Here is an 18722-nt window from a genome sequence, read left to right as displayed (position 1 = left end):
CCCTGGACCGTTCGGGCCTCGGCCCCCTGGACCGTTCGGACCGTTCGGACCGTTTGGTCCTTGGTCCCTGCGGCCGTTCGGTCTTCGGCCGCGGCAGCGTCGTGGCCGGTCGCGCAGTTCCCCGCGCCCCTCGACGGGCGCACCCAGCGCACCGGCTGGGGAACACATGTTCCCCAGCCGGTGCGCTGTTCGTGTGACCGGGAACGCACCTCCCGGGCGCGCCCGGCAGAGGCGGAACATTAGACTCGACAGACCCGGCAACGCTCGAACAGCACATCTCAGCTCTACTGCAAGGAGGCACGGGTGCCGCTGCTGACCCGCATCACGGGACCGCGCGATCTTGACCGGCTCAGCCCCGAGGAGCTGAACCAGCTGGCGGGAGAGATCCGTGGCTTCCTCGTCGACGCAGTCTCCAAGACCGGCGGCCACCTCGGCCCCAACCTGGGCGTGGTCGAGCTCACCATCGCCCTGCACCGCGTCTTCGAGTCCCCCCAGGACAAGGTCCTCTTCGACACCGGCCACCAGAGCTACGTGCACAAGCTGCTCACCGGTCGCCAGGACTTCGGGAAGCTGCGCAGCAAGGGCGGCCTCTCCGGCTACCCCTCGCGTGCCGAGTCCGAGCACGACGTGATCGAGAACAGCCACGCCTCCACGGTCCTCGGCTGGGCCGACGGCCTCGCCAAGGCCAACCAGGTGCGCGGCAAGGACGACCACGTCGTCGCGGTCATCGGTGACGGCGCGCTGACCGGCGGCATGGCCTGGGAGGCGCTGAACAACATCGCCGCCGCCAAGGACCGCCCGCTCGTCATCGTCGTCAACGACAACGAGCGCTCGTACGCCCCCACGATCGGCGGCCTCGCCGACCACCTGGCGACCCTGCGCACCACCGACGGCTACGAGCGGTTCCTGGCCCGCGGGAAGGACCTCCTGGAGCGCACGCCCGTCGTCGGCAGGCCGCTCTACGAGACCCTGCACGGCGCCAAGAAGGGCCTGAAGGACTTCATCGCCCCGCAGGGCATGTTCGAGGACCTCGGCCTGAAGTACGTCGGCCCGATCGACGGCCACGACCTGGAGGCCCTGGAGTCCGCGCTGCAGCGCGCCAAGCGCTTCGGCGGCCCCGTCATCGTGCACTGCATCACGGAGAAGGGCCGCGGCTACAAGCCCGCCCTGGAGGACGAGGCCGACCACTTCCACGCCGTCGGCGTCATCCACCCCGACACGGGCCTGCCCATCGCCGCCTCCGGCATGGACTGGACGTCCGTCTTCGGCGAGGAGATGGTCAAGCTCGGCCGGGAGCGCGAGGACATCGTCGCGATCACGGCCGCCATGCTCCAGCCGGTCGGACTGAAGAAGTTCGCCGAGGAGTTCCCCGACCGGGTCTACGACGTCGGCATCGCCGAGCAGCACGCGGCCGTCTCGGCGGCGGGCCTGGCCAGCGGCGGCCTGCACCCCGTCTTCGCCGTCTACGCGACCTTCCTGAACCGCGCCTTCGACCAGCTCCTGATGGACGTGGCCCTGCACAAGTGCGGCGTCACCTTCGTCCTGGACCGGGCGGGCGTCACCGGCACGGACGGCGCCTCGCACAACGGAATGTGGGACATGTCGATCCTGCAGTGCGTGCCGACCCTGCGGATCGCCGCACCGCGCGACGCCGACCAGGTCCGCCTGCAGCTGCGCGAGGCCGTCGAGGTCGACGACGCCCCGACCGTCGTGCGCTACTCCAAGGGCGCGGTCGGCCCGGCGGTCACGGCCGTCGGCAAGGTCGGCGGCATGGACGTGCTGCGCAAGGCGGACACCCACCGCCCCGACGTGCTCCTCGTCTCCGTCGGCGCGCTCGCCCCGATGTGCCTGGAGATCGCCGATCTGCTCGACAAGCAGGGCATCACGACGACCGTCGTCGACCCGCGCTGGGTCAAGCCGGTCGACGAGGCCCTGGCGCCGCTCGCCGAGAAGCACCGCGTCGTGGTCACCGTGGAGGACAACTCCCGGGCCGGCGGCGTCGGTTCGGCGATCGCCCAGTCCCTGCGCGACGCGGGCGTCGACGTCCCGCTGCGCGACTTCGGCATCCCGCCGCGCTTCCTCGACCACGCCTCCCGCAAGGAGATCCTGGCCGAGATCGGCCTGACCGCCCCGGACGTCGCCCGTCAGGTGACGGGCCTGGTGGCCAAGCTGGACGGCCGGTTCGAGCGCGGCACCGCCGCGGTGGACTCCGTGGAGCCCGCCCGCGACTGACGTCAACGCGCACCGCCGACGGGCCGGTCCCAGCACCCTGTACGGGTGGTGGGACCGGCCCATTCGCGTGAATGGGCCCGTCCCGGGGCTTACGGGGTACTCGGCCTCTCGATCATGTCGAGCACGACAACGTGGGAGGTACGCCCGTGAGCAGCACCCTCTTCAGGACGAAGAGCGTCGAGCAGTCCATCAAGGACACCGAGGAACCGGAGCACGCTCTCAAGAAGTCGCTGTCCGCCCTCGACCTCACGGTCTTCGGGGTCGGCGTCATCATCGGCACCGGAATCTTCGTGCTGACCGGAAAGATCGCCAAGGAGACGGCCGGGCCCTCGGTGGCCCTGGCCTTCGTCGTCGCCGGACTCGTCTGCGCGCTCGCGGCGCTCTGCTACGCCGAGTTCGCCTCGACCGTGCCGGTCGCCGGGTCCGCGTACACCTTCTCGTACGCCTCGCTCGGCGAGTTCCCGGCCTGGATCATCGGCTGGGACCTGATCCTGGAGCTCGCGCTCGGCTGTGCCGTGGTCGCCGTCGGCTGGTCCGGCTACATGCGCTCGCTGCTCGACACGGCGGGCATGCACCTGCCGCAGGCGCTCAGCGGCACGCACGGGGGGAAGTTCGGCTTCGACCTGCTGGCCGCCGTGCTGGTGCTGGTCCTGACCGCCATCCTCGTCGCCGGGATGAAGCTGTCCTCGCGGGTCACCAACGTCATCGTCGCGGTCAAGGTGACCGTGGTGCTGCTCGTCATCATCGTCGGCGCCTTCCTCATCACGGGCGCCAACTACGACCCGTTCGTCCCGCCGGCCGAGCACGTCGACGGTGGTGGCGGCATCACCGCACCCCTGGTCCAGCTGATCTTCGGCTTCACGCCCTCGCACTTCGGCGTGATGGGCATCTTCACCGCCGCGGCCGTCGTCTTCTTCGCGTTCATCGGCTTCGACATCGTCGCCACCGCCGCCGAGGAGACCCACAACCCGCAGCGCGACGTGCCCCGCGGCATCCTCGGCTCGCTCCTGGTCTGCACGATCCTGTACGTCGCCGTCTCCGTGGTCGTCACCGGCATGCAGAAGTACAGCGAGCTCTCCACGGACGCCCCGCTCGCGGACGCCTTCAAGGCCGTCGGGCACCCCTTCTGGGCGGGCGTGATCAGCTTCGGCGCGGCCGTCGGCCTCACCTCCGTCTGCATGATCCTGCTGCTCGGCCAGACCCGCGTCTTCTTCGCCATGAGCCGCGACGGGCTGCTGCCCACGACGTTCTCCAAGGTCCACCCCACGTTCGGCACCCCCTACCGCTCCACGGTCCTGCTCGGCGTGATCGTGGCGGTCGTCGCGGGCTTCACCTCCATCGACGAGCTCGCCGAATTGGTCAACATCGGCACGCTGTTCGCGTTCGTCGTCGTCGCCCTCGGCGTCATCCTGCTCCGAAAGCAGCGCCCCGACCTGCCCCGCGCCTTCCGCACCCCGCTGGTGCCCTTCGTGCCGGTCCTGTCCGTGCTCGCCTCGCTCTGGCTGATGCTGAACCTGCCGGCGGAGACCTGGCTGCGCTTCGGCGTCTGGATGGTGCTCGGCGTCGTCATCTACTTCGCCTACGGCCGCTCGCACAGCCGCCTGCACGTGCGCGACCCGCACACCGACGACGCACGGTAGTCGACCGGCTTTCGCCAGGTCTTCTTCCCCGGCCCCGTATGTCCCGATCCGATGGGGACTGCGGGGCCGGATAGCGTGCACCGTATGCCCGCCCCGCCCTCCGCATCACTACGCTCCGTACACAAGCCACAGGTGCCGGGCCCGCGCAAGGAGTACGTCCCCGACGGGGGCGTCCGGGGCCCGTACTGGGCCCGCCTGCTCCCGCTGCTCGCCGCCCTGGCGTGCGTGACCCGGCTGCCCTCCTTCCGGTGGCCGCTGTGGAACCCCGACGAGGGCTATCTCGCCGTCCAGGCACGGATGCTGGCGCACGGCGGTGAGCTCTACGACACGGTCGTCGACCGCAAGCCGCCGCTCGTGCCCTGGCTGTACGCGGGCGCCTTCGCGCTCTTCGGCGACGATTCGCTGCTCCCGCTGAAGGTCCTCGCGGTCGGCGCACAGCTCCTGACGGCGGTGCTCCTGGTCTCGGTGGCCCGGCGCCGCTGGGGGGACGGCGCGGGCCGCACCGCCGGCGTCCTGTACCTCCTGCTCTCCATCGGCCTGAACCCGGAGGACACCCAGGCGGCCGCCTTCGAGGTCTTCATGCTGCCGTGCACGGCGGCCGCCATGTGGTGCGCCGACCGTCGCAGGTGGGGCGCCGCGGGGGTGGCGGTGGCCGCGGCCTTCCTCGCCAAGCAGACCGGCGGCGCGGTCCTGCTGCCGGTCGTCCACCTGCTCCTCCGGTACGGGGCGCCGCGCCGGGACGCGGTGCGCCTGGCGGCCGGGCTCGGCGGGCCGATCCTCGCCGCGGCGCTCCTGACGACCCCCTCGGGCTTCCTGTTCTGGACGGTGACGGGCTCGGGCGCCTACGCCTCCTTCGCCGGTTCCGAACTCCACGTCCTGGTGCGGGGCTTGGTGAACGCGGCGCTCCTCGCGGTGGCCTGCGCGGGCATCATTCCGCCGGTCGTACGCGTCCTGCGCGTCGCCCGCACCGGGGCGGGGGAGCTGTGGCTCTGGCTCGCTTCCTCGGTCGCCGCGGTCCTCGTCGGCTTCCACTTCTTCGGCCACTACTACCTCCAACTCACCCCGCCGCTGGCGTTGTTGGGGGCGGGGGCGCTGCAGATCCTGCCGCACGAACGGACGGTGCGGGCGGTCGTCGCCTCCGGTTGCGCGTGCGCGGCCTTCCTCGCCTGGGGCCTGTGCGCGCCGCGCCCCGAACTCGCGCACGCCACCCGTCTGGCGCAGACGGTCCGCGCGCACACCGGCCCGCAGGACCGGGTCCTGTTCTGGGGCATACACCCCGAGGCGTACTGGCTCGCCGGCCGCCCGCCCGCGAGCCGCTACCTCACGGCCGGCCTGCTCACCAACTACAGCGGAGGGCGCAACGGCCCGCAGGTCGGCGAGAAGTACGCGGTCGAGGGCGCCTGGCCGGTCTTCCGCGAGGAACTGCGGACCCACCCGCCGGCCCTCGTGATCGACGACTCCCGGGGCGAGCCGTACGCCCCCGCCCGGGTCCCCTCGCTGCGACGGATCCTCGCGGCCGGGTACGAGCCGGTGCGGTGGGTGGAGGGAGCGGTGGTGTACGTGCGGGTGGCGGGTCGGTGAGGACGGCGCGGGACGTGGTGGGCGGGCTACGACTTCGGGCGGGCGCCCCTGTCCCACGCGCGCGTGACCTTCACCAGCTCGCCCACCACGTCCCGCGCGTGCCCCGGTTTCTCGCGGATCGCGGGCCCGAACTCGACGTGCAGGAAGGGCACGTCGTGCGCCGACGCGGTCCGCCCCTGGATGTTGGAGCGGCCTGCCAGCGGGCACGACCTGGCCCAGGCGCGGCAGACGTCGTAGCCGCGCCCGCGCAGGGCGTCCGCGAGGTCGCGGCCCTCGGCGACGGCCTCCCTGCCCCGGCCCGTGGAGGCGACGACGTCGTGGCGCGGCGCCGAGTCGTCGGCCATGCCGTGCAGTTGGAGGCCGGGCAGGCCGCGCCGGACCAGTTCGTCGCAGACGGCGTCGAACACGGTGTCCCTGCGGTGCGCGACGTCCGCCTCGTCGCCGCGTCCCGCGTCGCGGTGCGCGCCCGCCAGGACGAGGACGCCGCCGGGGGAGCGGCGCATCAGCTCCGCGCCGAGCCGCTCGGTGTTCCGGTCGGCCACCGGGTGCGGCACCTGCACGGACCAGCGGGCCGGGGCGTCGAGGTCGACGTAGACACGGCCCCAGCCGCGCGGGGCCGCCCCGCTCTCGGAGCGGTCGGCGATCTCCGCGTACCGGCGCCCCGCGCCCTCGTCGGTGACCGTGCGGACCGCCAGGTCCACGTCGGCCAGGCGCTCTTCGGCCTGCGAGCGCCGGCCGTCGAGGAGGAGGGCGAGGCCCGCGGCGACCGTGCGCCGGTCGGTGCGCGAGGGACGGCGGTATCCGCTGTCCTCGTGGAAACCGTCGGTGTAGGTGGTGATCAGCTCCGTGAGACCTTCGTCGCCCTGGTCGTCCTGGCCGCCTTCGTCGCTCCCGCCGTCGGGCGCCGAGGCGGACGATTCCCCGTCCGGCCTGGACTTCTCGCCGTCCCGGGAGGAGTCGGCCGAACACTGCGCGAGGCTGAGGACGGCGGCGGTGACGAGGCCGAGAACCCCGAGCTTTTGTGTGATCGCCGACGGCCGGGTGCGGAAGATCTTCATGATTGTATAAAGATAGCCCTGTGATGACACGTCCCTTCCGCAGGCATTTCCTGACCTGTGCAGCCTCCTCGCTCCTGTTGCTGGCAGGTACCGCCTGCGGTCCTTTCGGCGGCGACGACAAGCCCGCCGCCGACGGTGGCCCCTCGTTCACCGTCGCCGCCGCGGGCGACATCCTCATCCATCCCCAGCTCACCGAGCAGGCCCGCAAGGATGCCAAGACCACGGGCAAGGGGGAGAAGGGGCTCGACTTCCGGCCCATGATGGCCGGGATCAAGCCGGTGATCAGCAAGGCCGACCTCGGCATCTGCCACTTCGAGCCGGTGGTGGGCAAGCCCGGCGGCCCCTTCCAGAGCTACCCCGACTTCCTGGTGCCGCCGCAGATCGCCACGGCGGTCAAGGACGTCGGCTACGACCAGTGCTCGACCGCGTCCAACCACACGCTCGACCACGGTCCCGGCGGGGTCACCCGCACCCTGAACACCCTCGACAAGGCGGGCCTGCGGCACACCGGGTCGGCGCGGAGCGCGGCGGAGGCGAACAAGCCGCTCATCACCGAGGTGAAGGGCGTCAAGGTCGCGCAGATAGCCTTCGCCTTCGGGTTCAACGGCCGCGAGGTCCCCAAGAACAAGCCGTGGATCGTCAACCAGAACGACTTCGACGCGATCGCCGCCGCCGAGAAGAAGGCCCGCGGCGCGGGCGCGGAGGTCGTGATCCTGAGCATCCACTGGGGTCGTGAGAACCAGCCCAACGCCAGCGGCCCGCAGATCGGGCTCGCCCGCAAGATCGCCGAGAAGACCGGGATCAACCTGGTCATCGGCCACCACGCGCACGTCGTCCAGCCGATGGAGAAGGTCGACGGCACCTGGATCGCGTACGGACTCGGCAATCAGATCGCCCGGCACGACGTGCCCAGCGGGCTGACCGAGGAGGGCGTCGTCGGCTGGTTCGAGTTCGTCAAGCGCGGCGGGAAGTGGGACGTCGACGCCAAGTACGTCCCCACCTTCACGGACATCCCGCCGGACCCCGACGAGACCGGCGCCCTGCCGAAGGGCGCGGTCAAGGACCACCGGCTGCTCGACATCGCCGCGACGCTCAAGGACGGCAAGGACCTCAGCGAGCAGCAGCGCTCCCGCTACCGCCTGGCCTTCGAGCGCACCCAGGGCACGCTCCTGAACCGGGGTGCGGGCCACGACGGCCTTGAGCCGTTGGAGGCGCTCCCCGCCGACTGAGGCGGAGCCGTCGCCCGGCCCGGACGCGTGGGAACGCCTGTCCGAGCCGGGCGTTAAACGCGGCTTCAACGCGATCTAGCTCACATTCGCCTTACTTCGTACATCCCTCTCCCGGGGTCGCGTGTCACACCTTTCCGGAGCGCATCACTGTGTGCATCCACACCCCGCGTCACTCCAGGAGAGGAGCCCCCCTTGGCCGCTTCGCGTTCGAAGCGGCGGCACAAGGTCCGCCGAAGGACCGACATGTCACTGCTGGGCGGTATACGTCCCCCCATCGCCGTGTTGTCGGTCCTGCTCCTCGCCCTCGCGGGCATCACCGCCCTCACGCTCGGAAGAGCCGGTCAGGAGGCCGTCCCCAAGGCGGTCAAGTCGTCCCAGCAGCACTTCGCCGAGGACGGCGCCATCGCGTTGCGCGCCTCCATCGACGAGTCCGTCACCGACCTGACCCGCACCGCCGAGCTGTTCAGCGCGGGCGAGCCGGTGCCCGCCGATGCCGTCCTGGACAAGACCGGCAGCGTCTACCAGAAGTGGATGGGCACCGCGATCGTCGAGATCGCCTCGGGCAAGCTCCTCGCCGCCCGCGGCGAGAACCTGCCGCTGACCGCCATCGACCGCGGCGAGCTCGCGGACAAGGACGGTCTCGCCCCGCGCATGGTGCGCCTGGAGAACGGCGAGACCCGCCTCCTCTCCTTCGCCCTGCTCACCTGGAAGGGACAGCCGCAGCAGCTCCTGGTCGCCTCGAGCAGCCTGCGCTTCCCCGGCATCAGCCTCGGCAAGTTCCGCTCCATCGCCGTCGTCGACCAGGACGGCCACGTCCTGAGCACCGACGGCATCCCCGAGCCCGAGCAGGTCCTCACCGACCTGCAGCGCGAAGAGGTCGCCCAGTCCAACAAGCAGCTCAAGTCGTTCGCCGCGACCGCCGCCAAGAAGTCCCGCAAGCACCCGCTGATGTCCAAGGAGCCCGGCTCCGGCGGATTCCTCGGCGTCAGCGGCAACCTCACCGGCGAGCGCTACCTCGGTGAGCGCGCGGTCGCCGGGTACGCGAACCTCGCGGGCCCCGAGGCCGGCGAGTCCACCGTGGCCACCCGGCTCGGCCTCACCGTCGTCGCGATGGTCCCGGTCGCCGAGGACCCGACCGCCAAGAGCGACTCCGCCTTCGGCCTGATCGCCGCGGGCGCCCTGCTGCTCATCGGCGGCCTCACCGTCTTCCTGCTCCTGCGCACCGTGCAACGGCCGCTGATCCAGCTCTTCCTGGAGGGCCGCCGCCTCACCCGCGGCGACGTCGACCGGCCCGTCTCCGTACCCCGGTACGGGGAGGCCGCCCGCATCGGCACCGCCCTGGAGCGCCTGCGCCGCCAGCTCACCGGCGAGCCCGCGGCCCGGCAGGACAAGCCCGTCCGCCGCCGCAGGTTCGGCACCCGCACCCTGATCGCGGTCTGCGGGGTGATCCTGCTCGCCTGGTCCGCGCCGCTCCTGCTGCTGCTCAACCGGGCCGGCGACACCGTCGTCGTACCGCAGCAGATGGTCAACGACCAGCGCGAGCGCACCGACACCCTCACCGACCGGGTCCGCCGCGCCCTCAACGAGGGCCACGCCGACCTCACCTCGGTGGCCTCCCTCATGGGCGACCGCACCGAGGCCTCGGACATGGGCAAGGTCCTCGAGAGCACCCTGAACCAGCACACCCGCTACCAGTCCCTGTACGTCATGGACGCCGACGGCAAGATCCTCGCCCAGGCCGGCCACGACCCCCGCAGCCCCTCGGGCAAGGGCCCCTCGAACAAGCCCATCCGGGTCATCGACGAGGGCGGCAAGGAACCGGTGATCATCGGTACGGCCGAGGTGCCGGGCCGCGAAGGGGCCGCCGTCGTCGGTGAGCTCCGCATCGACTTCCTCAACTCGCTGCTCAGGCGCCCGGGCCTCGGCGAGGTCCGCGTGATCGACGGCGAGCGCCGGGTCATCGGCGCCAACACCGGCTACCGCGAGTTCGAGGACCTGCCGGGCGGACGCCTCAACGCCCTCGCCGAGGGCACCGGGCAGAAGGTCGGCCTCAGCCCGCGCCCGAGCGGTGTGCTCTACCGCGACGGCGACGACATCCAGATCGCGGCCGCGGCCCCGTTCGTCGGCGGCGGCGCGGCCGCCAAGCTGGGCTGGACCGTGGTCAGCTGGCAGCCCGCGTCCGGCCTCGCCATCCCCGAGTACAGCTACCAGAACCGCACGGTCCTCGCGGGCCTGCTCGGCATCACCGCCGCCGCGGCGTGCCTCGGCTGGCTGCACATCGTCGTCGTACGACCGCTGCGACACCTCGCGGACCAGGCGGAGGCGCTCGCCGACGGCGACCGCCGCACCGTCCTGTACCCGCGCCACCACGACGAGGTCGGTGCCGTCACCCGCAGCCTCGAACTCATCAGGCAGCAGCTGCCGACGGGCACGCAGCGCAAGCGGGACGGCGTGACGGCCGGCCTCGCCGGAAGGAACTGAACCCCCGTGCTCTTCCTCTACACCGTTCTCGTGGTGTGCTGCGCCGTGCTGCTCGCCGCGGGCGTCGTCGAACAGCGACGGCACTTCGCCAGCCTGGAGCACATCCCCACCCGGGTGCTGGTCAACGGCATCCGCGGCAAGTCCTCCATCACCCGCCTGTGCGCGGGCGCGCTGCGCGGCGGCGAGCTCGTCACGGTCGCCAAGACCACCGGCACCGCGGCCCGGTTCATCCACCCGGACGCCACCGAGGAGCCCGTCTACCGCAAGTTCGGCATCGCCAACGTCGTCGAGCAGATCGGCATCGTGCGGCGCGCCGCCGCCTACGACCCGGACGCCCTGGTCATCGAGTGCATGGCCGTCATGCCCGCGCTCCAGGAGATCAACCAGTCCAAGCTGATCCGCTCCACGATCGGCGTGCTCTGCAACGTCCGCGAGGACCACCTCGCCGAGATGGGCCCCACCCTGGACGACGTGGCGCGCTCGCTCTGCCGCTCCATGCCGGAGGGCGGCATCTGCGTCACGGCGGAGCAGGACCGCTTCGACATCCTCCAGGAGGAGGCCGACGCCCGTAACTGCGAGCTGATCTACGCCGACCCCGAGACGGTGAGCGACGAGGAGCTGCGCGGCTTCAGCTGGTTCACCTTCAAGGAGAACGTGGCGATCGCACTCAAGGTCGCCGAGCTCGTCGGCGTGGGCCGCGAGGTCGCCCTGCAGGGCATGTACGACGCCCCGCCGGACCCCGGCGTCCTCTCCGTCGAGCGGTACGCCACCGAGGACGGCAAGAAGGTCCGCTTCGCCAACGTCTTCGCGGCCAACGACCCCGAGTCGACGCTGATGAACATCAACCAGCTGCTCGACCTCGGCGCCATCCACCGCCCGCTCAACGTCGTCATCAACTGCCGCCCCGACCGCGTCGAACGCAACGGCCAGATGGGCGAGATCATCCCCGACCTCCAGCCGGAGAAGGTCTTCGTCATCGGCCACCCCGCCAAGTCCGCCATCGACGCCATCCCCGCCGAGTGGCGCTCCCGCGCCGTCGACCTCGGCGGCGACCGGCGCGACCCCGAGGAGTTCATGCGCGACATGCTCGCGCAGCTCGGCGCCGACTCCTCGCTCGTGGCGATCGGCAACATCCACGGCCAGGGCGAGCTGCTCCTCGAGCACCTCGCCGAACTGCCCGCCGACGAGAGCGAGGAGCCCGCCGAGGCCGTCGCGCCCGCCGGCGACCCGCTGGAGACGATGCCGCTGTACGTGCCGCGCATCGACCCCTACCAGCACTACCCGGAGGCGTACGAGACGCGGTACACGGCGCCGCTCCAGGTGCAGCAGGCGCAGATTCCCGCGCAACGCGCGCTGGAGCCGTCGTACGAGACGTACCCGCCGCAGGAGACCTACGCCTCGCACGACATGTACGCCTCCCACGACGCGTACGCCTCCCACGACACGTACGCACCGCAGCCGCAGGACGCCTACGCGCCCCAGGAGACCTACGCGTCCCCCGAGGCCGGTGCGCCGCCCCAGGACACGCAGGCCCAGCAACCCCAGCCCCCCAGGACCCGCGGCCTGTTCGAGCCGCGCGTGCCGCCCGTACCACCCGCCGCAGACGACAACCAGCAGTGGCACAGCCCAGGAGAGCCCCGTTGATTCCCTCCGTCCTCACCCCCGAGATCGCCGCGGTCGGCATCGCGCTCGGGCTGCTCTTCTCCCTGGTCTGCTATCTGACGACCAACCTCTCGCCCGGCGGCATGATCACCCCGGGCTGGCTCGCGCTGACGCTCGTCGAGGACCTGCAGCGCGCCGCGATGGTCGTCGGCGTCACCGTCCTCACGTACGTCTGCACGCTCCTCATGCAGCGCTTCGTGATCCTCTACGGCAAGCGCCTGTTCGCCGCGGTCGTGCTGACCGGCGTGGTGCTCCAGGCCACCGTGATGATCGTGCTCTCGCTCGAGTTCCCGCTGATGTACAGCAACCAGACCCTCGGCTTCATCGTGCCGGGCCTGATCGCCTACCAGCTCGTGCGCCAGCCCAAGGGCCCCACCCTGCTCGCCACGGGCTCGGTGACGCTCATGGCCTACGTCGTCCTCACCGCCGGGATCCTCCTCGGCTTCATGCCGTCCGCCTGATTCCAGGAGTCATTCATGCCGCCCAAGAAGAAGCGTCCCGCCCTGCACGCGGTGACCGTGCTCGCCCTGCTCGCCGGCAGTACGTACCTGACCGTGGAACTGCGCAAGGACGAAGAGGCCAAGGCGCCCAAGGTGCAGGCCGTCACCGACACCCCGGGGCTGAGCAGCAGCACCGGCCAGAGCGCCGGCAAGCAGAAGTGGGAGCGCCTCAAGGGCCCCGACCGCTCCGTGCTGCGCACCGAGGGCGGCAAGGTCCTCGCCACCTTCACGGACGGCGCCCGCACCGCGACGCTGACCGGCCCGAGCCGCACCTTCACCGAACCCGCCAACACCAAGTCGCGGGTCGTCACCAACGACTGGGTGCGGCTGATGCCGGAGAACTGGCGGGAGGGCGCGGAGAAGGAGAAGTGGTTCAAGGACTGGTACAAGGAGTTCTCCGGCAGCGAGGAGGACGACATCTTCGCGATGGCGTTCCAGTACGTGGAGGGCGCCCCCGTCAAGAAGGACGACGAGGGCATCGCGTACGCCGGTGACGCCAACTTCGGTCCGCTGAACCCCGAGGGCAGCGCGGGCAACGACCTGCGCCTGGAGCAGTCCGACTTCTTCGACTACCTCGGCATCCCGTACACCTTCCGCAACGGCACCACCATCCAGCCGGAGAAGGTACGGGCGCGCTCCATGGACTGCTCCGGTTTCGTCCGCACCGTCTTCGGCTACCGCGCCCGCTACCCCCTGATGGCCAACGACCAGGCCGGCGACGGCCTGCCCCGCACCGCCAACGGCATGGCGCGCGGCAAGGCGGGAACGGACGTCATCGCGCTCAAGGGCGTCAGCGCGGCGGACCGCCCCAAGTCCATCGACGTGGTGCAGCCTGGCGACCTGGTCTTCTTCAAGCTCGACGCCCGCACCAAGCAGCGCCTGGACCACGTCGGCATCTTCCTCGGCCACGACGCCGACGGCCACAAGATCTTCATCTCGAGCCGCGAGGAGGTCAACGGCCCGACGATCGGCGACAAGGGCGGCACGTCGCGCCTGGACGGCAACGGCTACTACGCCTCCACGCTGCGCAGCGCGAAGCGCCTCTGAGCGCCCGGACGGTCAGGGACGCACGGTACGGGGGCCGGCACACTCGGCCCCCACCTCGCCCACCCTGCGGCGCAGCTCACGGTCGGCGGTGATCACCAGACAGGGCCGCCCCGCGGCCTCGGCGGCCAGCTCCACGATGCGGTCGTCGCCGCTGCCGGGCGCGGAATCCACGTGCACGCCCGGCACGGACGCCACACCGCGCGCCGCTCCCTCGACGACCAGCACGAGCTCCACCGGGCCGGGGCGGTCGGGCAGCCCGTCGGCGGCGTAGGGGACCAGGGAGTCCCGCAGCCGCTCGGCGGCCCCGCGGCGGTCGCGCCACCAGCCGTCGGGCACGGATCCGACGACGTTCGCGGCATCGACGACGACCAGAGTTCTCATGCGGCAAACGTAAACTAATCGGCAAACGCTGTGCGTCCGTGATCGTGGAAGGGTTGGCGCCGAGCATGCCGTCGAGGTCCACCAGCACCGGTGCCCCGGAGACCGCCCGCTGGCTGCTGCGCGGCCACGACGGTCGCCTCACCGCATACGCCCGTGCCGAAGGAGGTCTCCTGCGCTGGACGGAGGCCCGGCCCGGCGGACCGGAGTGGGAGGGCCCCGACTTCTTCGAGGCGCCCGACCTGACCTGCCTCACCCTCGCCCAGGGGGTCGACGGGTACGTGCACTTCCTGGGCCGCAGGGAGCGGCGGGACGCGTCCGGCGACGTCGCCAAGGCCGTCGTGGAGATCGTGCACTCGATCCAGTACCAGCCGGGGCGGCCCCTCATGGACTGGCGCTCGCTCGGCAATCCGCACACCAAGCTCGTCGAGCGCGCCCCGCACCTCGGGGCGCCCGCCGCCGCGGTGGACGCCGCCGGCACCGTCCACGTCTTCGTGCGGGACGCGGTGGGCAGCGTACGGATGCGCCGCGAGGGCAAGGGCGGCAAGTGGGAGGGGTGGAAGGACTTCAAGGTCCGCGACACCCTGGACGGCATCGCGGCGCTCGCCACGTCGACCGGCCGCGTGGAGGTCCTCGCCCCCGGCGGCAAGGCCACCCTGCGCTGGGCCCAGGAGAAGCAGGGCGGCGACCTGCAGCGCGCCGACGACATCCCGCTCGCCCCGGCCCCCGGCTCGGGCACGGCCCTGGAGAGCGCCCCCGACCGCCTCACGTACTACGCGGCCGAGGCCGCGGGGGACGGCGTCCTCGCGTACCGCCCGGAGAGCGGCGCCCCCGCGATCTCCCTCGGCGGTACCCCGGGTTCCGGCCCCACGGCGGCCGTCAGGACGCCGATAGACGGTCACGACTGCACGGTCCTCGCGCACCGCGCGAGCACGGGCCGCCCCGCGCTCGCCGCGTTCCCCACCGAGGACGAGGGAGCGGGCCTGTGGTGGGCCGAGACCGGTGAACCGTGCCTGGGCGCCCCGTCGTTGGCGATCGACGCCCGGGGCCGTGTCGTCCTGGCGGCGATCGGCCTCGACGGCACGCTGCGCATCGCCCGCCAGAAGGCGGAGCCGGGCCTGGCGCTGGAGGCGTGGGTCAGGGTGTGACCGCCCCCGGACAGGGGCCCGGACAGGAATCCGGACAGGGACCTCCGACAGGAACCCCGGGCAGGAACCTCCGGACAGAACGCCAAGGGGCCGTACGGACACCTTCCGTACGGCCCCTCGGCGTTGCTGCGGGAGGCGTTACGCCGGGACGCTCGCCACGCCCTGCGCGAGGAACCGCTTCCCGTTCACCCGCTCGCTGACGCCCTCACGGTCCAGGTACGGCGTGATGCCGCCCAGGTGGAAGGGCCAGCCGGCGCCGGTGATCAGGCAGAGGTCGATGTCCTGGGCCTCGGCGACGACGTCCTCGTCGAGCATGAGCCCGATCTCCTGCGCCACGGCGTCCAGCACGCGGTCCCGCACCTGCTCCTCGGTCAGGACGACGTCGCCCTGCTTCAGGAGCGCGGCGACCTCGGGGTCCAGCTCCGGCTTTCCGGAGTCGTACACGTAGAAGCCGCGCTTGCCGGCCTTGACGACCGCCGCGAGGTTCGGGGAGACCGTGAAGCGCTCGGGGAAGGAGCGGTTGAGGGTCTCCGAGACGTGCAGGCCGATGGCCGGGCCGACCAGCTCGAGGAGGACCAGCGGCGACATCGGCAGACCGAGCGGCTCGACGGCCTTCTCGGCGACGGCGACCGGGGTGCCCTCGTCGATGACGTTCTGGATCTCGCCCATGAAGCGCGTCAGGATGCGGTTCACGACGAACGCCGGGGCGTCCTTCACGAGCACCGCGGTCTTCTTCAGCTTCTTGGCGACGCCGAAGGCCGTGGCCAGCGACGCGTCGTCGGTCTGCTCGCCGCGCACGATCTCAAGGAGCGGCAGGATCGCGACCGGGTTGAAGAAGTGGAAGCCGACGACCCGCTCGGGGTGCTTCAGCTTCGACGCCATCTCGGAGACGGAGAGCGAGGAGGTGTTGGTGGCGAGGATCGCGTGCGCCGGGGCGACGGCCTCGACCTCGGCGAACACCTGCTGCTTGACGCCGATCTCCTCGAAGACGGCCTCGATGATGAAGTCCGCGTCGGAGAAGCCCTCGGCCTTGTCCAGGACACCGGAGACCAGGCCCTTGAGGCGGTTGGCCCTGTCCTGGTTGACACGCCCCTTGAGCAGGAGCTTGTCGATCTCCTCGTGGACGTACGAGACGCCCTTGTCGACCCGCTCCTGGTCGATGTCGGTCAGGACGACCGGCACCTCGAGGCGGCGCAGGAACAGCAGCGCGAGCTGCGAGGCCATCAGACCGGCGCCGACGACGCCGACCTTGGTGACCGGGCGGGCCAGGTTCTTGTCCGGGGCGCCCGCGGGACGCTTGCCGCGCTTCTGCACGAGGTTGAACGAGTAGATGCCCGCGCGCAGTTCACCGCCCATGATGAGGTCGGCGAGCGCGGCGTCCTCGGAGTCGAAGCCCCGCTGCAGGTCGCCGTCCTTGGCGGCCTCGATGATCTCCAGGGCGCGGTAGGCGGCCGGGGCGGCGCCGTGCACCTTGGAGTCGGCGATGGCGCGGCCGCGCGCGACGGCGGCGTCCCAGCCCTCGCCGCGGTCGACCTCGGGGCGGACGACCTGGGTGGAGCCGTTGAGGACGGAGGCCGTCCAGATCAGCGACTGCTCCAGGAAGTCGGCGCCCTCGAAGAGCGCGTCGGCGATGCCGAGGTCGAAGACCTGCTTGCCCTTGAGCTGGCGGTTCTGGTTGAGCGAGTTCTCGATGATGACCGAGACGGCCTTGTCGGCGCCGATCAGGTTCGGGAGCAGCGCGCAGCCGCCCCAGCCCGGGACCAGGCCGAGGAAGACCTCGGGCAGCGAGAACGCCGGCAGCGCCTTGGAGACGGTGCGGTAGGAGCAGTGCAGGCCGACCTCGACGCCGCCGCCCATCGCGGCACCGTTGTAGTAGGCGAAGGTCGGCACGGCGAGGCCGGACAGCCGCTTGAAGACCTCGTGGCCGCCCTTGCCGATGGCGAGCGCGTCGTCGTGCTTCTTCAGCAGCTCGACGCCCTTGAGGTCGGCGCCAACGGCGAAGATGAACGGCTTGCCGGTGATGCCGACGCCGACGATCGCGCCCTCGGCCGCCTCCTTCTCGACCTGGTCGATCGCGGCGTTCAGGTTCGCGAGCGAGCCCGGGCCGAAGGTGGTCGGCTTGGTGTGGTCGAAGCCGTTGTCCAGCGTGATGAGCGCGAAGCGCCCGGCACCGCGGGGGAGGTCGAGGTGGCGTACGTGCGCCTGCGTGACGACCTCGTCGGGGAACAGCTCGGCCGCACCCTTCAGAAGCTCGGTGGTCGTGGTGCTCACTTCTCGCCTCCGGCGTCCTTGTGGTGGGGGTTCTCCCAGATGACCGTGGCGCCCATGCCGAAGCCGACGCACATGGTCGTGAGGCCGTAACGGACCTCGGGCTGCTCCTCGAACTGCCGCGCCAGCTGCGTCATCAGGCGTACGCCGGACGAGGCGAGCGGGTGGCCGTACGCGATGGCGCCGCCGTACTGGTTGACGCGGGCGTCGTCGTCGGCGATGCCGTAGTGCTCCAGGAAGGCGAGCACCTGCACGGCGAAGGCCTCGTTGATCTCGAAGAGACCGATGTCGGAGATGGACAGGCCCGCCTGGGCGAGCGCCTTCTCCGTGGCCGGGATCGGGCCGTAGCCCATGACCTCCGGCTCGACTCCCGCGAAGGAGTACGACACGAGCCGCATCTTGACCGGCAGCCCGTTCTCCCGCGCGAACTCCTCGGAGGCGATGAGGGAGGCGGTGGCGCCGTCGTTGAGGCCGGCGGCGTTGCCCGCGGTGACGCGGCCGTGCGTACGGAAGGGCGTCTTGAGGCCCGCGAGGCTCTCCAGGGTGGTGCCCGGGCGCATCGGCTCGTCGGCGGTGGCCAGACCCCAGCCGGTCTCACCCGCCTCCTCGTTGGTGCGCCTTACGGAGATCGGCACGAGGTCGGCCTGGATCTTGCCGTCGGCGTACGCCTTGGCGGCCTTCTCCTGCGAGCGCACGGCGTACTCGTCGGCGCGCAGCTTGGTGATGCTCGGGTAGCGGTCGTGCAGGTTCTCGGCGGTCATGCCCATGAACAGGGCGGACTCGTCGACGAGCTTCTCGCTCACGAACCGCGGGTTGGGGTCGACGCCCTCACCCATGGGGTGGCGGCCCATGTGCTCGACACCACCGGCGACGGCGATGTCGTACGCACCGAAGGCGACGCTGCCCGCGACCGAGGTCACGGCGGTCAGGGCGCCGGCGCACATGCGGTCGATGGAGTAGCCGGGCACGGACTGCGGGAGCCCGGCGAGGATGCCGGCGGTGCGGCCGATCGTCAGACCCTGGTCGCCGATCTGCGTGGTCGCGGCGATGGCGACCTCGTCGATCTTGGCGGGGTCGAGGTCAGGGTTCCGGCGCAGCAGCTCCCGGATGGCCTTCACGACGAGGTCATCGGCACGGGTCTCGTGGTAGATGCCCTTCGGGCCCGCCTTGCCGAACGGGGTGCGGACGCCGTCCACGAAGACGACGTCCCTGACGGTACGAGGCACGATGGCTCTCCTCCAGGGTGTGGGTGCGCCACACCTGCGGCGCGCTTCCTCGGTCCACCCTACTTGCCGGTAACTACACGGCCAAGGGTCGCCGGGCGCCGCCTCGGCGAGGCGAACGTCACACTTCGTGGTGGGCGGGGGTGTGGGGCCCCCGGGGGCCGGTCGGGGCCGCTCCTTGACCCGCCGCTGCGCGGCGGATGCCTCCCTCCCACACGGTTGCCCCGCACCGGTCAGTGCCGCAGGGGCCGGTGGCGCGGGGTGGCCGGGTGGGC

At 71.5% G+C, this 18722-nt stretch carries 13 protein-coding genes; 9 read left to right on the top strand and 4 right to left on the bottom strand.

The genetic code is table 11. The annotated features are described in order from the left end of the window. Nucleotides 1–303: 303 nt before the first annotated feature. The 3 genes from dxs (at nucleotide 304) to ACZ592_RS16855 (ending at nucleotide 5453) form a co-directional block, all read left to right on the top strand. Nucleotides 304–2232, top strand: a complete 1929-nt coding sequence (dxs, locus tag ACZ592_RS16865; RefSeq protein WP_471582300.1) for a 1-deoxy-D-xylulose-5-phosphate synthase — start codon at nucleotides 304–306, stop codon at nucleotides 2230–2232. Nucleotides 2233–2303: 71 nt separating this feature from the next. After that, on the top strand, nucleotides 2304–3872 hold the full coding sequence (locus tag ACZ592_RS16860; RefSeq protein WP_471582299.1) for an amino acid permease: 1569 nt from the start codon (nucleotides 2304–2306) through the stop codon (nucleotides 3870–3872). Nucleotides 3873–3956: 84 nt separating this feature from the next. Then, nucleotides 3957–5453 (top strand): ArnT family glycosyltransferase, encoded by a 1497-nt coding sequence (locus tag ACZ592_RS16855; protein WP_471582298.1) that lies wholly within the window; start codon nucleotides 3957–3959, stop codon nucleotides 5451–5453. Nucleotides 5454–5479: 26 nt separating this feature from the next. Here the strand turns inward: ACZ592_RS16855 and ACZ592_RS16850 are convergent, their stop codons facing one another. Beyond that, a complete protein-coding gene (locus ACZ592_RS16850) occupies nucleotides 5480–6511 on the bottom strand; it encodes a hypothetical protein (RefSeq protein ID WP_471582297.1) in 1032 nt (343 codons plus the stop codon). A gap of 23 nt (nucleotides 6512–6534) precedes the next feature. Here ACZ592_RS16850 and ACZ592_RS16845 point away from each other — a divergent pair, with 23 nt between their 5' ends. From ACZ592_RS16845 to ACZ592_RS16825, 5 genes are all read left to right on the top strand, one after another. Next, nucleotides 6535–7740, top strand: a complete 1206-nt coding sequence (locus ACZ592_RS16845; protein ID WP_471582296.1) for a CapA family protein — start codon at nucleotides 6535–6537, stop codon at nucleotides 7738–7740. 243 nt (nucleotides 7741–7983) lie between these two features. Then, nucleotides 7984–10221, top strand: coding sequence for a cache domain-containing protein (locus tag ACZ592_RS16840; RefSeq protein WP_471582470.1), 2238 nt, complete (start codon nucleotides 7984–7986; stop codon nucleotides 10219–10221). 6 nt (nucleotides 10222–10227) lie between these two features. Further along, nucleotides 10228–11865: a poly-gamma-glutamate synthase PgsB gene (pgsB, locus tag ACZ592_RS16835; protein WP_471582295.1), complete on the top strand. Its 1638-nt coding sequence runs from the start codon at nucleotides 10228–10230 to the stop codon at nucleotides 11863–11865. After that, entirely contained in the window at nucleotides 11862–12344 is a 483-nt protein-coding gene (locus tag ACZ592_RS16830) for a poly-gamma-glutamate biosynthesis protein PgsC/CapC (RefSeq protein WP_055564848.1), read from the top strand. The genes pgsB and ACZ592_RS16830 overlap by 4 nt, the downstream gene beginning before the upstream one ends. A gap of 15 nt (nucleotides 12345–12359) precedes the next feature. After that, entirely contained in the window at nucleotides 12360–13430 is a 1071-nt protein-coding gene (locus ACZ592_RS16825; protein WP_471582294.1) for a C40 family peptidase, read from the top strand. Nucleotides 13431–13442: 12 nt separating this feature from the next. Here the strand turns inward: ACZ592_RS16825 and ACZ592_RS16820 are convergent, their stop codons facing one another. Next, on the bottom strand, nucleotides 13443–13811 hold the full coding sequence (locus ACZ592_RS16820) for an NTP pyrophosphohydrolase (protein ID WP_471582293.1): 369 nt from the start codon (nucleotides 13809–13811) through the stop codon (nucleotides 13443–13445). A 65-nt stretch (nucleotides 13812–13876) separates the two neighbouring features. Between ACZ592_RS16820 and ACZ592_RS16815 the strand changes: the two genes are divergently transcribed. Beyond that, nucleotides 13877–14956, top strand: a complete 1080-nt coding sequence (locus tag ACZ592_RS16815; RefSeq protein ID WP_471582292.1) for a PLL family lectin — start codon at nucleotides 13877–13879, stop codon at nucleotides 14954–14956. 138 nt (nucleotides 14957–15094) lie between these two features. Here the strand turns inward: ACZ592_RS16815 and ACZ592_RS16810 are convergent, their stop codons facing one another. Further along, entirely contained in the window at nucleotides 15095–17227 is a 2133-nt protein-coding gene (locus ACZ592_RS16810) for a 3-hydroxyacyl-CoA dehydrogenase NAD-binding domain-containing protein (protein WP_471582291.1), read from the bottom strand. After that, nucleotides 17224–18450: a thiolase family protein gene (locus ACZ592_RS16805; protein ID WP_471582290.1), complete on the bottom strand. Its 1227-nt coding sequence runs from the start codon at nucleotides 18448–18450 to the stop codon at nucleotides 17224–17226. Before ACZ592_RS16805 ends, ACZ592_RS16810 begins: the two co-directional genes overlap by 4 nt. Nucleotides 18451–18722 lie beyond the last annotated feature (272 nt).

Source organism: Streptomyces sp. NPDC040622 (assembly GCF_055593965.1).
This window is presented reverse-complemented; position numbering and strand designations above follow the sequence as displayed.

What these genes read in the sequence shown, in the direction of transcription:
- ACZ592_RS16825 (WP_471582294.1), top strand. Translation starts at nt 12,360, where the DNA reads ATGCCGCCCAAGAAGAAGCGTCCCGCCCTGCACGCGGTGACCGTGCTC.
- ACZ592_RS16860 (WP_471582299.1), top strand. Translation starts at nt 2,304, where the DNA reads ATGGGCCCGTCCCGGGGCTTACGGGGTACTCGGCCTCTCGATCATGTC.
- ACZ592_RS16850 (WP_471582297.1), bottom strand. Translation starts at nt 6,511, where the DNA reads ATGAAGATCTTCCGCACCCGGCCGTCGGCGATCACACAAAAGCTCGGG.
- ACZ592_RS16855 (WP_471582298.1), top strand. Translation starts at nt 3,957, where the DNA reads ATGCCCGCCCCGCCCTCCGCATCACTACGCTCCGTACACAAGCCACAG.
- ACZ592_RS16840 (WP_471582470.1), top strand. Translation starts at nt 7,984, where the DNA reads ATGTCACTGCTGGGCGGTATACGTCCCCCCATCGCCGTGTTGTCGGTC.
- ACZ592_RS16820 (WP_471582293.1), bottom strand. Translation starts at nt 13,811, where the DNA reads ATGAGAACTCTGGTCGTCGTCGATGCCGCGAACGTCGTCGGATCCGTG.
- ACZ592_RS16815 (WP_471582292.1), top strand. Translation starts at nt 13,877, where the DNA reads ATGCCGTCGAGGTCCACCAGCACCGGTGCCCCGGAGACCGCCCGCTGG.
- ACZ592_RS16845 (WP_471582296.1), top strand. Translation starts at nt 6,535, where the DNA reads ATGACACGTCCCTTCCGCAGGCATTTCCTGACCTGTGCAGCCTCCTCG.